Here is a 14,543-nt window from a genome sequence, read left to right as displayed (position 1 = left end):
CAGAGCCCCTGTGGATAGCCGCTAGAAGCCGTCATAGAGACGTCATCACTGCACCATATTTTCTTCTAGAGGTATGCAAAACCCCGCCCTGGCAGCTCGACTGCCGGGGCGGGGTTTTCCACAGGTGCTCTTTTTCTTCCGGCCAGAGATAGCTCCCCCGTAGGCTCAAAGGCATCAGGCAGCCCACCCTATCGGCACCTGATACCCCCCCCCTTACATACCCCCTGTTCAAAGGAGAGCCCCATGGCCCAGTTCAATGTCGATGCAGACCTCATTGCCAGCAAATCAGCCCAGGCCCGCGCCCAGGTAGAGACCATCGTTTCAGAGGTCAATGCCCTCACCACCTCGCTCCAGGACCTTCAGGGGTCGTGGACGGGCTCGGCGTCCGCCAATTTCCAGGGCGTGCTCGCCCACTGGCGGGCTACCCAGCACCAGGTGGAAGAGTCGATTGCCCAGATTAACGAAGCGCTCTCACGAGCAGGCGTGAACTATTCAGAAACCGAAATGGCGAACGCTGCCATGTTTGTGGGTTAGTCTCTCGTCGCGGTGTCCTGGCGGTAGCGGAGCTTCCAGCTGCCGCCGGTGAGCACCCAGGTGCTTGAACGTAGCAGGGTTCCTCGTGCCGTAGGTACCTTCGATACCAGTAGGGTAGCATTCTGCCCCAGGGCAACCGAGGAAAGAATCTCAGGTGTTCCTGTTGCCGCGCAGGCCCGCTCCCGGTAGGCCAGGACGGTTGCCCGATCTGTTACCTGGCCGGTCGGGACGACCCAGGTAAGCTCAGGGTGCATCAGAGCCCCCACAAGCTTTTCTGACCCGTAGATAGAGGGCTTGAGCATCTGCTCTTCGTGAGCCAGGGCCTCGGCTACGGGGTCTAAATCGCTCTCGGAAGCCTGTGGCGCCAGACTTTGTTCTACACTCGCACCGTTCTGCTCAAGGCTTGCACTGTTCGCAGAGCTAAGACCACGCTTAGATCCCAAGCCTGGCCCGGTCTCTACCGGAGTGCCGTCGCGGTAGGCTTGGGCTGCCCGGTTAGCCCGTTCATCAGCGGCCTCGTTCAGAGGGTGGCCGGTATGCCCTTTCACCCACTCAAAGGAATAGCTCCGCCCCTGAATAGCCCGGTCGAGGGCCTGCATCAAATCGACGTTGAGCACAGGCTTACCGTCGCTTTTCTTCCAGCCCTTTTTCTTCCACCCGGGCATCCATTTGGTGATGGAGTTGATGGTGTACTGACTATCGCAGATAACGTGCAGGTGCTCATCTGCCCGGTCTGCGGTTGTTTCAAAGAGGTCAAGCACCGCTTTGAGCTCACCCATATTATTGGTACCGTGCTCCCACCCGCCAGCTGCCCAGTTATCTTCATTGATGTACCAGGCCCAGCCAGCAGGCCCGGGGTTACCCAGGGCAGAGCCATCTGCGGCAGCGATGATTTTTTCGGTCATAGTCCTCGAACTTTCAGGTTGCAGGCGCCTTTTATTCTACGCGCCGCCCCACCTGGAGCGTCACCGCTAGAATGGTCATCATGGTTCACCCTTCAGCTACCGCCGAGGCAGCGAGCGCCCAGCTCACTCTTTTTTGTATGCCTGCAGAAACCCTGCGGACGGGCCACGGCGTCAGCTGGCTGGCCTATGTTGGTCTAGCAGAACAGGCGCGGGCCGCTGAATTTAAAAATCCGGACGAGGCACTCGCCTTTGCCGCCCAACACACCCTCATGCGGTGTATGGCGGCCAGCCATTTAGGTGTTAAAGCTACTTCAGCTTCCGAGATACCCGTGGACCGCACCTGCCTCTTATGCGTTAGCAGCCAGCCACACGGTAAGCCCCGTATCGAGGGGGTCAACCTCAGCATGGCAAGAGCCCTAGGGCTGGCGGCCGGGGTAACTGGCCCGGCAGGGCTCAGTATAGGGCTCGATCTCATTACTGTGCGTGGCAGCTATTACGATAGCTTCGACCGCATCGCCCTCGCCGACTACGAAAAGCGGGTGGTGGCGTCCTTACCTACCGCGGAGGCAGCCCTGGCAAGACACCTGCTCTGGAGTGCTAAAGAAGCGGTACTCAAGGCTACCGGCTACGGCCTGGCATTAGCGCCCAGCACCGTTATGCTGGCGCTGCCGCCCCTGCCCGCCGCTCTGGAAGATGCCCACGGGCTTACGGCTAGGGCCTCGGTACAGCTACCCGGTGAGGCCCAGCCCCGCACCTACTGGGTGACCTGGCAGGTCCACGAAGGCACCTACCTACTAGCTATTGCCAGTGACCAGCCCCATGCCCTCACGAGCCACAGGGTTACGGCGCCGCTCATGGTGCGCCGGGCGCTAGAGCAAGAAATGCACTAGCGCTCTAGGGAGCCCAGATTAAGCCCCAGGGCCCGGGCGAAGGTCCCCAGCTTGGTTGCGGTCTCAGCGTGCTCACCGGCCGGGGTTGAATCCTTCACAATACCGGCGCCAGCAAAAAGAGTAGCCTGTAGCGGAGCAACCTCGGCACAGCGCAAAACCAGGTACCAGCTCCCCTGCCCGTGGGCGTCCATGTACCCCACCAGACCGCCGAAGAAGCCCCGGTCGAAAGGCTCTAGCTCTTCAATCAGCCCCCGAGCCACCTCTGTAGGTGTGCCGCAAATAGCCGGGGTGGGGTGAATAGCACGGGCAGCCTGCAGCGACGAGACACCGGGCAGCAGTTGGCCGGTGACCGGCGTACTGAGGTGCCAGAGCTGGGGTGTAGAAATAAGTGAAGGTACGGCGGGCACATCCATCTGCACGGTAAGGGCCTCTAGCCGCTGGCGGATGTCATTGACCACCGTTGCGTGTTCGGCTCTGTCCTTAGCGGACCGCATGAGGGCCTCACCGATTTGGGCGTCGTCGGTGCTCCCCGGGGTGGCAGTTCGAGCAGCGGAGCCAGCCAGGGGGACAGTTCGAAACGCGCTCCCCGCCGTCTGAAACACCAGCTCGGGCGAGGCACCCATGAGGTAGTTTCCGTTGGGTAGTTGGGCGCTAAAAACGGTAGCCCGCTGCTGCTGAGCACGCAGGGTATCAAAGAGACGGGGCAGGTTCAGTTCTTGCTCATACCGCACCCGTAGCAGGCGGGCCAGGACGACCTTATCAAGCTGACCCCGGTTCATCAGCTCCACGGCATGGGCAACGGCTGCCCGGTACACGTCGCTGTCAATTCCCTCAACCAGGGCAGGAGCCGGCTGATCCACCGTATCGTCATCGGGTAGGGGGATATCTTCTCGCACCCAGCGGTCAGGGACAGCAAGCTGGGCCGGAGCGTCCGGGTCAAAAGGTATCAGCCCCACGACCACTGATCCGCGGAGCTGGGCCAGGCTCAGGGCGTCTGCCTCGCTCACCGGAGTCAGGGCACCTTCAGCCCGCACTACGGTAGTGCCTTCAGCCAGCATAAAAGGCGAAGGCAGGGCAGGGAACTGAGGCATTTTACTTTCTTTCACACTTATTCGGGGAGCGGAGTTGGGCTCCTTTCACCCTAGTACACAGGCCTGATGAGAACCTAAAAATGGTGGCGCGCTAGCGGCTACGCTTAAGCAGCATAATCGTCTCGTAGTGGTTGCTGTGCGGGAACATATCCATCACTTGCCCCTGCGCGGGCTCCATCGACGGCATGCTTTTGAGATCTTTGACGAGAGAGCGCAGGTTGCAGCTCGAATAAATCACCTGGTCGATACCGCTGCCCTCGATCCAGTGAGAAAGCTGCGACCCCAGCCCCCGGCGGGGCGGGTTCACAATCAGCATATCGGGCACCTGGCCGCTACTGGTGGCGTAGTCGGGCGCATCCTGGGCAATGAAGTGTAGGCCCGTTAGACCGCGTTCAGCGACGGTGCGCTGGGCAGAGGCAATAGCTTCGCTACTAATTTCAATACCGGTTACGGTAGCCCCCGTCGGCATGACCGCTGCAGCATGCAGGGCGAAGCCCCCTACCCCGCAGTAGAGGTCCCAGAGGGTGGCCGGCGCTGCTTCGCTGACCCAAGCTTGGGCCTGACGGTACAGGGAAGCTGCGATGGGGGTGTTGGTCTGGAAGAAGCTCTGGGGGCGCAGATGCAGGGTCATATCGTTAACCTGCATGGGCAGGGTAGTGCGCTCGGTCAGAATAATTTCTTCGCTCCCCTCAACCAGGGCAACGTGTTCACGCAGCAGGTTGACACTCACCACCGCAAGCCGAGGTAACTGTTCGTGGAGCCAGGGCAGTTCCCGTTTGAGCGCAACAATGAGCTTTTTGGAACGCAGAACGAAGCGGACCATCAGTTCGCCACTATCGGAAGCGGTCACCAGAATGTTTTTCAGTTCCCCTTTGCGCTTCTGAACGCTGTAGGGGGTAAGGTCAGCCCGCTGGATCAGGTCAGCAAGGACGGGTATGGCCCGACTAATTGCGGGCAGGTAAAGCTGGCAGTCGGTGAGGTCAATGCCCTGCCCCTGCCTGTCGAGAATACCGAGGGTGGGCTGCTGGGAAGTCCCGCCGACGACCAGCTTGGCCTTGTTGCGGAAGGCTTGGTCTGCACTTGCTACGGGTGGGAGCCAGCTGAGACTCTCCCAGGGTTCGAGCAGGGTCTGGGCATCATGCTGTTTACCCGCTAACTGATCGGTGTAGGGGGTTTCAAGTAGAGAGCATGAGCGGCAGAGGCCGGCATCGAAGTAGTGGCAACGCATAGCTTCACTATTTTACAGCTCCCTGCCACCGGTCGTATAGGCGGAGCTTTGGGTATAGAGAAACCGGCGCCTCGTTGCCGAGACGCCGGTTCCAGGAAAACACAATCACTATTAACTCTTAGCCACCTGCACCAAATGCAAGATCGCGATGGAGAGCCTCAGCGCTCTTCTTCTCGAGCTTGGTCCAGCCGTCAGATGCGTAGGCAACAAGCAATATTGCCAGGAGCCCCACGATGATTGCGTAGAGAACAAGATCGACAATGGTAACCATATGCCTCACACCTTTCAGTTTCGCCTTTGATACTGATGAATAAAAGCAAGAGAAGACCTCTTTAGTGATTTAAAGCATACCCACAGATTGGTGTGAAGTGCAATACTATTATCTAAAATTTTTAGTCATATTTTCAGAAGGGTGCAAAAAAGCTCCGCCGCTCCTTGCCAGGGGGCAAGAAGCGGCGGAGCTTACAGCACATGAGAAACCGGACGTGAACCGGTTTTCAGGCGGGCGCGATTACATCATGCCGCCCATGCCACCCATGTCGGGGGCGGCAGCTGCTGCTGCGGGTTCGGGCTTGTCAGCAACGACGGCCTCGGTGGTCAGGAAGAGACCAGCGATGGAGGCGGCGTTCTGCAGGGCAGAGCGGGTTACCTTCACGGGGTCGTTGATGCCTGCTGCCATGAGGTCTTCGTACTCACCGGTTGCAGCATTCAGGCCGGCACCTGCGGGCAGGTTGCGGACCTTGTCGACAACAACGCCGGGCTCCAGGCCTGCGTTGAAGGCAATCTGCTTGAGGGGAGCATCGATAGCGACGCGGACGATGTTGGCACCGGTTGCTTCGTCGCCGGAAAGTTCCAGCTTCTCGAAGGCCTTAACGCCGGCCTGAATCAGGGCTACGCCACCGCCAGGGACGATGCCCTCTTCAACAGCTGCCTTAGCGTTGCGGACGGCGTCCTCGATGCGGTGCTTGCGTTCCTTGAGTTCGACCTCGGTAGCGGCACCGGCCTTGAGAACTGCAACGCCGCCAGCCAGCTTGGCCAGGCGCTCCTGCAGCTTCTCGCGGTCGTAGTCAGAATCGGAGTTAGCGATTTCGCCACGGATCTGGGCTACGCGACCCTCGATAGCGTCGGCATCGCCGGCGCCCTCGATGATGGTGGTCTCGTCCTTGGTGACAACAACCTTGCGGGCCTGGCCGAGCAGGTCGATGGTTGCGGTGTCGAGGGAGAGGCCAACCTCTTCGGTGATGACCTGGCCGCCGGTGAGAATAGCGATGTCAGCCAGCTGGGCCTTACGGCGGTCGCCGAAGCCGGGAGCCTTAACAGCTACAGACTTGATGGAACCGCGCATCTTGTTGAGTACCAGCAGGGCAAGAGCTTCACCCTCGACGTCCTCAGCGACGATCAGCAGGGGCTTGCCGGACTGCATGACCTTTTCGAGAACAGGGACGAGGTCCTTGACGTTAGAAATCTTGGAGCTAACGATCAGGATGTAGGGGTCTTCAAGAACAGCTTCCTGGCGGTCTGCGTCGGTGACGAAGTAGCCGGAGAGGAAGCCCTTGTCGAAGCGCATACCCTCGGTCAGTTCCAGGGTCAGGCCGAAGGTGTTGGACTCTTCGACGGTGATGACACCTTCCTTGCCGACCTTTTCCATGGCCTGGGCAATCAGCTTACCGATTTCGGGGTCGCCGGCTGAGATAGATGCGGTTGCAGCGATCTCTTCTTCGGTTTCAACTTCCTTAGCTGACTCCAGCAGTTCGGCGGTGACGGCTTCTACAGCCTTTTCGATGCCGCGCTTGAGGGAGAGGGGGTCGGCGCCAGCGGCGACGTTGCGCAGGCCTTCGCGGACGAGAGCCTGAGCCAGGACGGTTGCGGTGGTGGTACCGTCACCGGCGATGTCGTCGGTCTTCTTGGCGACTTCCTTGACCAGCTCTGCGCCGATCTTTTCGTAGGGGTCTTCGAGTTCGATTTCCTTGGCGATGGAAACACCGTCGTTGGTGATGGTGGGTGCGCCCCAGGCCTTCTCCAGTACAACGTTGCGACCGCGGGGGCCGAGGGTTACCTTCACTGCGTCTGCCAGGGTGTTCAGACCCTTTTCAAGACCGCGGCGTGCCTCTTCATCAAAAGCAATCAGCTTTGCCATATGGCTTTCGCTCCTTCTGGAACATTCGGGGTGAGCGCGATTCTTCGGTGCCCGCGACGGACGGCGCAGCCCATCTCTCGCCGTCGGGGCGGGTAGGGTGCGCCTCACCAGAGCATCGCTTCAGGTGTTTTACTCAAGAGCGGTTCGGCGGCTAAACCTAGCACATGATTTAGCAGTCGAAGCCTCTGAGTGCTAATACCAATCTTGGCACTTGAGCTCTAGGGGCGCAAACCTATTGATCCCCCAGCTGAGCCTTAATCGCCCACAGCGCACAAGAGGTGCCGGGCAGGCGGTAGGCGGACGTCCGCTGGCCGCGAGTAAGCGGCCCTAGCCTAGCTGGTAGGTGCCGGTTGCCGAGTCGTAGATGTAGTTACCGGTGGGGTCTAGGTAGAAGGTAGCGGTGGCCGGGTCATAGCTATAGCGATCAACGGAGGTGGGTATACCGGGATTAGGCCCTATCTCTGCCACTCCGGTGCCGCTATCGGCAGTTTCTTGGGCAGTAGCTGAAGGTGAGGACGATGCCCCGGGCAGGCTGGTGGGGTCAAAGTCGGCTCCGAGCACCACGTAGACAAGGCCGGTCTCAGCCTGGTAGTCCTGGGCGATGGTGGGCAGGCCCAGGGTGTCAGCTATTTCGTTAGCTTCTGAGGACGCCCCTGTGGCGAAGTACACCAAAGACTCCGCTGTGTAGGCCCCTGCCCAGTTAGCGGTGGAGGTAACGGTGTAGCCGGCCTCTTCGAGGGCTGCGGTAGCCTGGGCAGCAGCGCCAGCAGGCGCACTGGAGTTATACACCTCAACGGTCACGATAGAAGGGTTAGTGGTGGGAGTGGCTTCAGCGCTCGGGCTTGCCGATGCGGTAGCGGTGGCACTGGTTGAGCCGGACGCCTCGGGGGCAGCGGTGCGCGGAGAGATCACGTACATGGTGCCACCCACGATGAGGGCCAGCACGCCGCTAACAATAATAGCGAGCAGACCAGCGCGGGACGTCGCAGTATCGTTAACAGCACCGCGATAGGCGCCGCGGCGGGCGTTATTCTCATCGATGTCATCAAACTCATCGCGGGGGTAGCTGTTCACGGGCGTCCTCATGATCGTGCGCGGTGGCGGGCTTTTAGTTACTAGGGTACACGCTAGGTGCCGGTGAAGCGGGCTCACGCTCCCTACCGGCTAAGAGGCTTAGGTTAGAGCATCGCGCTTGAGGCGTAGGCGGCGGGTGAGAGCAGGTTCGGCGGCAATTGCTCTGGGGTTGTCGATGAGGGCGTTGAGCTGCTGGTAGTAGGCCACCGGGGTGAGCCCCAGAGTACGGGTAATAGCCTGTTCTTTGCTGCCCTGGTATTTGAAGCGTTTTTTCTCGAGATTGAGAATAGCTACCTCAAGCTCGCTCAAGCCCTCTGCGGGTTCGGTGGTCTCGCTGCTCATCTCTTAACTTTCAGTGGTCTAGTCTTAGTAGGGAGAATACCGCATCCCTTTCAAGGAGTACTGTGCCTGCCCGTCCCCTGCATGAGATTATGTCCCCTGACTGGGCTCAAGCCCTCGCCCCGGTGGAGCCTCAGATTCGAGCTATGGGGAACTTCCTGCGCGCAGAGCACGAGGCCGGGCGGGCAACCCTTCCCCCTGGAACCGATATTTTTCGGGCCTTTACCTACCCCATGAACGAGGTGAAGGTGCTGGTGATTGGGCAGGACCCCTACCCTACCCCCGGTCACGCGATGGGTCTGAGTTTTTCGGTGCGCCCCGAGGTGCGCCCGATTCCCCGGTCGCTGCAGAACATTTATAAGGAGCTCCAGGCCGACACCGGGCTGGTGCCCCCGCCCCACGGGGATCTTACGGCGTGGAGTGCTCAGGGGGTTATGCTCATGAACCGGGTTCTTTCGGTAGGGGCAGGCCAGGCAGGCTCGCACCGCAATCTGGGCTGGGAGCAGGTCACGACCGCCGCCATCGAGGCTCTGGCGCAGCGGGGCACGCCCCTGGTGGGGCTGCTCTGGGGTGCGGACGCCCGCAAATGCAGGCCCCTGCTCGGCGGCTACCCCTGTGTTGAGTCCCCGCACCCGTCACCGCTGTCGGCCTCGCGGGGTTTCTTCGGTTCCCGTCCTTTTAGCCGGGTCAACGAACTTCTGGTTCAGCAGGGGGCAGAGCCCGTTAACTGGCAGCTCCCCCAATAGCCACAAACGCAGTATCCGCTTGTCAGAAGCCTATCAGTTCATAGCTATGAAGGCATATACCTAATTTTTTGCCAAGGTGCGCAGCCGCTCTGTCAGAGCGTCCCATAGATAGGTGCCGCACACAATACCTGTTGCCATCAGCAAAACAGTCACACCAGCAAGAGTGAGCCCCTGCAACCCCATCAGCGTATCCTGCCCGTTCAAGATGAGGTAGGAAGAGCGGAAGATAGTGAGACCGGGCAGCATAAACATCATGCCCGGAACATAATAAATCGACGCTGGACTATGGAGAAGATACCCGAGGAAGCCAGCACTCAGCCCTACGGCTGTTGCCCCTGCCAGCACCTGCAGACGGGCGCCGTCCTCACCGGCGACCGCCCCTATCCCGTAATAGGCTAGCTGCCCCACCAAAGACACCAGTCCAGACAGCACAATAGTGCGCGCTGACCCCTGCCAGGCAGCTGCAGACATAGCGCTACCCACGACCATACCGGCGATAGAAACCCACAGGGGCGGGGGGCTAAAGACCGACTGCTGCACGTCAAGACTGGTGGCATCAAAATAGTTCATGAGGGTTACCGCTACCGAGATCCCGGCAATCAAACCGGTAAAGTTTGCTCCCGTCACCACGAATTTACCGGCGGCGGTCAGCGGGAAGCCGTGAAGGGCGTCCTGCACCGCTGAAACCAGGCGGAAGGTGGGAAGGAACATCATCAGCCCGGCTGCCACGATGTGCGGGGCAGAAACGTAAAACCCTCTACTGTACAGCCACCCTAAGGGATCTGATACGAGTAGGGCCAGCACCGTAATCGTTGCAGCACCCAGGGCCATCATGAAGTAGCTGGGCAGGCGCAAACGCCCCGCCCACACCAGAACGAAGTTCACCACGGTAAACACCGCAAGAGAAGTAACCGCAGCCCGCCAAGACCCTCCCACACCCAGGGTAAATGCCCCCGCGATCAGCAGGTTCCACGCCAATAAAACGGCCGGTGAATAGGGTTTCTTTTGAGCGTTGACCCGAGCTAGGCGGCGTTCGGCCCGGGCCCGGCTCACGGTCCCCTGAGCGATATCGTGCACCAGTCGGTAGAGCTGGTGCAGAGCCCAGTAGTTCTCGGAGGTAGAGCGAACGACCCGCACCAGGGTCAAGCCCAGTTTTTCGTTCTCCAGCCCTCCGGCTTCGGGCAGCTGCCCGCGACTAGCCGCTTCGTCGAACTCAGAGACGTAGTTAATCACGATGGACTGATAGGTGATATCAACTTCTACATCGTGAATACCGTACATGGCGCATACGGTCACTACCGCAGTATCTACATCTGCTGCGTCGGCGCCATAGTGGAAGAGGGTCTCAGCCAGGCGCAGGGCGAAAGCCAGGATTTCGCGGGTTTCTTCCTTCTGTCTGATCCGCTGGCGGTAACGGGCTAAGGCAACCTGCGCAACCTGACGCTGGGCAACGCGGGCGATCCCGCGGATAGGTACGGTTAGAGCCTGCTGGGGCTGAGCAAAAGACCGCAGACTACTAGCGCCCCGGCGGCGGGGACGCACCGGAGGTTGAGGCAGGGTAGCGGGGTAGGACGCCTGGGGAAGCTCTGCGCGCACCGGCAGCTGGCCGGTCGTCGGGTTGGCGGCCTGGCCAGCAGACTGGCCCTGATTAGGGGTGCGGGAGCTGCGGGCACCCTGGGAGCTACCGCTAGCGGTCACGCTTTTCTTTCTGCTCACTACCGTCAAGGGCCGGGCTGAGGTAGCGCTGAATAATGTACTGCATGAGGTAGCTACCCAGCACCACACCCGAAGCCATGGACAGAATAATGGCGATAGCTGCCACCATACCTGGCACGCCAGCATCGGAATTAGCCTCGACCGTGAAAAGGTAAAGGCCGCGGAATACTGAGAGACCGGGGAGCAGGAAGGTCAGGGCAGGAACATAGAAAATAGAGGCCGGGGCGTGCAGGCGGTAGGCCAAAAAGGTGCTCATCAGGCCGATAACAAGAGCTGCAAAGGCTGTGTTGGCTCGGCCCGCACCGGCACCGAACAGGAGCGTGTAGCCCTGGTAGACCCAGAACCCGCAGGTAGCTATCAGCAGGATCCATAGCAGGGTACGCCAGCGGGCGTGAGTGGTCACGGCAAAAGCCAGGGAGGCCAGCATGAAGAAGGTATAGCTGACCCCTAAGCTTGCTCCCACAAACCGCGTTTCGGTGATATCGAGTTCACTCACGCCCAGTACCGACAGCACCGCTACCGCCGAGGCCAGCCCCACCACGATACCCAGGAAGGACATGCCCGTTGACACGAACTTACCCGCCGCCGTGAGCGGGAAGCCGTTGAGGGCGTCCTGCACCGTCGAGACCAGCCGGGCGGTGGGCAGGAGCATGATGAGCCCGGCCGCCACAATGTGGGGCGCTGAGACGTGAAAGCCCACTTGAGAGAAGATAGATGCCTCATCCGATATATAAATAGCGGCGAAGGTAACCACACCGGCACCCGCTGCCATGTTAAAGAAGCCGGGCATCTTGAGCTTAGAAATCAGGCTGTTAACGAAGTGAATCGCAAGGAAGACGATACCGCCCACAGCTCCCGCCGCCAGAGACCCACCCAGGGCCAGGACCAGGGAGAAAGCCGCCACGATGTTGGCCAGCATAATGACCATGGGTGAGTAGGGCTTTTTAGCGGTATTGATTTTGTGTAGGCGACGCTCGGCCCGGTGGCGGGGTAAGCCACCAGCGGTGATGTCGTTAATGAGCTTGTAGATGTCGTCCAGGGCAGCGTAGTTCTCTGACCAGGAGCGCACCACACGCATAACCGTATGGCTAAAGCGTTCTTTACCGGGTGCTGAGTTTTCGGGCTCGCTCAGGTTAATAGCCCGGGTGCGGTCATCGACCTCGTCAATATCGGAGACGTAGTTGATAATCACCGACTGGTTGGTGATATCAATTTCAACATCGTCCAGCCCGTAGGCTGCACACACGGCCACAATCGCCGAGTCCACATCGACGGTATCTGCCCCGTAGTGGAACATAGTCTCGGCTAGACGCAGGGAGAAGTTGAGGACCTCACGGGCCTCTTCCTTCTCACGCACATATTCGGCGCGGTGGGCAGCAGCGATGTTGAAGGGACGCTGGGCCAGGCGAGCGATACCCCGCATGGGCTTGGTCAGCGACTGGTCGGTGCTCACAAAAGATTTCAGGGATGAGCGCACCCGCGAGGGGCGCTTACTCGCCCGGCGAGGGGCTGTGGGGAGTGCAACGGTATGAGGCCCAGCCGCTGAGGGGTAGGAGGCCTGTTGCAGGCCGGTAGCCTCATCCACGGTGGGAGTACCCGCTGTGACCGGACTGGTCTCTTCGTCAGGTTCAGCCGTCTGCAGGCTCAGGTCGGTAGCCGGGCCGAAGGCAGAGGGCACCTTGTAGCTGGTGGGGGCCGCTAAATCAAAAGCGGAGGCCGGTGGGTCAGCGGCCCCGCTTACCGCAGGCCCTGTAGCTTCTGCGGGAGTATCAAAAGCGCTGGCAGGCTCCCCCTGCCCCAGGTGGGCCAGGCGGTTACGCAGCTGGGGGTCGCGCACCTCATCAAGCGACACAACCGGCAAGGGCCCCCAGGCCTGCGCGGACGAGGGGGCGGGGGCGTCCTGCCCACCGGCGTCCGCTCCCTGTGCTTGCTTCGCGGCACTCCCCTGCCCAGTCGCGGGGCTTTCGCCCGATGCCATGCGCGGCAGCAGAGCCGTCTGCCCAAAGGCCCCGGCCCCGGTGCCCTCATCAGAGGGAGCCATATCAAAAGCAGAGGCGGAAGGGTAAGCCTTTTGCTGCAAGGGAGTCTTGCTGGGGGTCAAAGGGATTACTCCTTCCGCCTCTTACGGTGAAAGTTGTTCAGGCACAGCGTCCGCTGTACCCAGATTGAACCGGGGTCGGTTTAGTAGAAAGGCTGGCCGGTCTTACGGACCCAGAGCTGGCGCATAACCTTCTCAACAGCCTGGTTCCAGGCCTTGTACTTGACCGGTGAAAGCACCTGGTCCCAGACGCCAACGTAGTCGATGACGTCCTTGGTGAAGGAGGTCTTGAAGAGACCCAGGCCGTAGTGGTGGTGCTCCTTGTTCTTGAGCTCGCTCTTGGGCGGGGTGCCGCAGAAATCGTAGCTCTTAATCTCGAATTCCTTCATCAGGTCGGTCAGTGCTGTCCACTGTACCTGGTGGGAGTCGCCGTACTGCTTGCGGCGGGGCTTGGAACCGCCGTCCTTGTAGGTGCCCTTCTCGCCGTAGCGAATCACGTAGGCACCTACTGAGGGTTCACCGTCCTCGTAGGTGAAGTAGAGGCGGCCCTGGCCAGCCTTTTCAAAGGTGGTCCAAAAGTCGCGGTAGTAGTCGTAGGAACGCAGGTGCACGTTGGCGTTGCCCTGACCCACGGTATCCATGAGGGCGTACATCTTCTTCATGTTCTCTTCGGTCAGCGGCACGCGCTCAACTTCGCAGCCCTCGCGCAGGGAGCGGCGTACGGCGTTGCGTCCGCGGGATGAGAGAGACTTGAGGACGTCTTCTTCGCTCTTGTCGGTATCGAGAATTGCGGTGGAGTCGTTGGGCTGGATGTTCCAGCTCTTGACCAGGCCGGTCTTGGCCATAAAGGCGTTGATGGAGTCGTCTGCAATGATATCGGGCTCAATCTTGACCGCGAAGACGCCCAGTTTTTCGCGCTTGATGAAGTCCTTGTTGGCATCGAGAATCGCGGGAATCTCTTCAACGGAGTTCACGCCGGGGCCCTTGATCATGTACCAGATTTTGCCGAGGGCAGGTACGGACTTTTCGAGCACCAGGTTGTAGCTGGCAAAAGGGGCCTCTGCGCCGTCAAGGACGGTGGTGCCTTCGTAGACCAGGTAGAGAGGCTTCCAGCCGTACTTGGCTTTGACGGAAGCGAAGGACGCTGACTGCAGCAGGTTGCCGCCACCGGGGCTGGCGATGACGTGGTCATCCCAGGAGGCGATTTCGGCGTCGGTAGCGAAGCGGGCTGTGAACTGTCGCAAGGTCCCTCTTTTTCTTTTCGTGCGCGCGTGGGCGCGGGAAAGGTTTCAGCTTCCCAGTCTATCGAGAGTGGGCGGGCTATGCACCCTGTGGGCGCCGTGAGTTTCGTCTGGTGTAGCTGGGCGTCTGCTCTACCGCCCCTAGCCCGGGTGCAGCGAAGCCCCCGCTTGCAGTAAGCGGGGGCTTCACGTTTAAACCGTTAGGCTGAAATTACTCGGCGTCGTGGTCGGTCTCGAGGATCTTGACCAGGGTGTCGAGTGCTTCTTCAGCGCCTTCGCCCTCTGCGCGCAGAACGACCTTGTCGCCGTGCTTAGCGCCGAGTGACATCAGGGACAGGATGGATGCTGCGTCCATTGCCTCGTCTGCGGGCTCGCCTTCAGCTGCGATGGTGACTTCAACGGGGAGGTCGCCTGCTGCTTCAGCGAAGATCGCTGCGGGGCGGGCGTGCAGGCCAACACGGCTTGCGATGGTGGCAATACGTTCTGCCATGGTGTTCTCCTTATAAAGGGGGTGCGGATTTGTTGTCCACTACTGAGTCTAAATCAGGTGCGTATGTTTCGCGCGTGTTAACCGCTTATTTTGGTGTGATTTATTCAGTAGTGG

General features: G+C 60.2%; 14 protein-coding genes. 3 read left to right on the top strand and 11 right to left on the bottom strand.

Annotated elements, in window-relative coordinates:
• Positions 1-243 precede the first annotated feature (243 nt).
• The gene (locus L6963_RS06445; RefSeq protein ID WP_185174099.1) at positions 244-534 is read left to right on the top strand and encodes a WXG100 family type VII secretion target; all 291 of its coding nucleotides are present in this window, start codon (positions 244-246) and stop codon (positions 532-534) included.
• Here L6963_RS06445 and L6963_RS06440 read toward each other — a convergent pair.
• A complete protein-coding gene (locus L6963_RS06440) occupies positions 531-1,439 on the bottom strand; it encodes a ribonuclease HI family protein (RefSeq protein WP_237207598.1) in 909 nt (302 codons plus the stop codon). The two genes, L6963_RS06445 and L6963_RS06440, sit on opposite strands and share 4 nt — an antisense overlap.
• A gap of 80 nt (positions 1,440-1,519) precedes the next feature.
• On the opposite strand from L6963_RS06440, the gene L6963_RS06435 reads away from it, so the two are divergent.
• The gene (locus tag L6963_RS06435; protein WP_237207597.1) at positions 1,520-2,329 is read left to right on the top strand and encodes a 4'-phosphopantetheinyl transferase family protein; all 810 of its coding nucleotides are present in this window, start codon (positions 1,520-1,522) and stop codon (positions 2,327-2,329) included.
• Here L6963_RS06435 and L6963_RS06430 read toward each other — a convergent pair.
• The 6 genes from L6963_RS06430 to L6963_RS06405 form a co-directional block, all read right to left on the bottom strand.
• Positions 2,326-3,420, bottom strand: a complete 1,095-nt coding sequence (locus tag L6963_RS06430) for an isochorismate synthase (protein ID WP_237207596.1) — start codon at positions 3,418-3,420, stop codon at positions 2,326-2,328. The two genes, L6963_RS06435 and L6963_RS06430, sit on opposite strands and share 4 nt — an antisense overlap.
• Positions 3,421-3,511: 91 nt before the next feature.
• Positions 3,512-4,648, bottom strand: coding sequence for a 23S rRNA (uracil(747)-C(5))-methyltransferase RlmC (gene rlmC, locus L6963_RS06425; protein WP_237207595.1), 1,137 nt, complete (start codon positions 4,646-4,648; stop codon positions 3,512-3,514).
• Between the two features lie 118 nt (positions 4,649-4,766).
• A complete protein-coding gene (locus L6963_RS06420) occupies positions 4,767-4,919 on the bottom strand; it encodes a hypothetical protein (protein WP_237195102.1) in 153 nt (50 codons plus the stop codon).
• Between the two features lie 240 nt (positions 4,920-5,159).
• Positions 5,160-6,785 carry a chaperonin GroEL gene (gene groL, locus L6963_RS06415; RefSeq protein ID WP_237207594.1) on the bottom strand — a complete coding sequence of 542 codons (1,626 nt, stop codon included), beginning with the start codon at positions 6,783-6,785 and terminating at the stop codon, positions 5,160-5,162.
• Positions 6,786-7,112: 327 nt separating this feature from the next.
• Complete coding sequence (locus tag L6963_RS06410) at positions 7,113-7,859, bottom strand: LytR C-terminal domain-containing protein (protein WP_237207593.1); 747 nt, start codon at positions 7,857-7,859, stop codon at positions 7,113-7,115.
• A gap of 99 nt (positions 7,860-7,958) precedes the next feature.
• On the bottom strand, positions 7,959-8,201 hold the full coding sequence (locus L6963_RS06405) for a DUF3263 domain-containing protein (RefSeq protein WP_237207592.1): 243 nt from the start codon (positions 8,199-8,201) through the stop codon (positions 7,959-7,961).
• 62 nt (positions 8,202-8,263) lie between these two features.
• On the opposite strand from L6963_RS06405, the gene L6963_RS06400 reads away from it, so the two are divergent.
• Positions 8,264-8,944, top strand: coding sequence for a uracil-DNA glycosylase (locus L6963_RS06400; RefSeq protein ID WP_272878949.1), 681 nt, complete (start codon positions 8,264-8,266; stop codon positions 8,942-8,944).
• A gap of 60 nt (positions 8,945-9,004) precedes the next feature.
• Here L6963_RS06400 and L6963_RS06395 read toward each other — a convergent pair whose 3' ends face one another.
• The 4 genes from L6963_RS06395 to L6963_RS06380 all read right to left on the bottom strand — a co-directional run bounded on the left by L6963_RS06395 (position 9,005) and on the right by L6963_RS06380 (position 14,429).
• Entirely contained in the window at positions 9,005-10,642 is a 1,638-nt protein-coding gene (locus L6963_RS06395) for a threonine/serine ThrE exporter family protein (RefSeq protein ID WP_237207591.1), read from the bottom strand.
• Positions 10,632-12,761: a threonine/serine exporter family protein gene (locus L6963_RS06390; protein WP_237207590.1), complete on the bottom strand. Its 2,130-nt coding sequence runs from the start codon at positions 12,759-12,761 to the stop codon at positions 10,632-10,634. Before L6963_RS06390 ends, L6963_RS06395 begins: the two co-directional genes overlap by 11 nt.
• A gap of 80 nt (positions 12,762-12,841) precedes the next feature.
• Complete coding sequence (locus tag L6963_RS06385) at positions 12,842-13,942, bottom strand: lipid II:glycine glycyltransferase FemX (RefSeq protein ID WP_237207589.1); 1,101 nt, start codon at positions 13,940-13,942, stop codon at positions 12,842-12,844.
• Between the two features lie 208 nt (positions 13,943-14,150).
• Entirely contained in the window at positions 14,151-14,429 is a 279-nt protein-coding gene (locus L6963_RS06380; RefSeq protein ID WP_135013272.1) for an HPr family phosphocarrier protein, read from the bottom strand.
• Between the last annotated feature and the right edge of the window lie 114 nt (positions 14,430-14,543).

Origin of the sequence: Rothia nasimurium (assembly GCF_928392795.1) — a bacterium.
In the GTDB taxonomy this organism is placed as follows: Bacteria; Actinomycetota; Actinomycetes; order Actinomycetales; family Micrococcaceae; genus Rothia; species Rothia nasimurium_F.
This window is presented reverse-complemented; position numbering and strand designations above follow the sequence as displayed.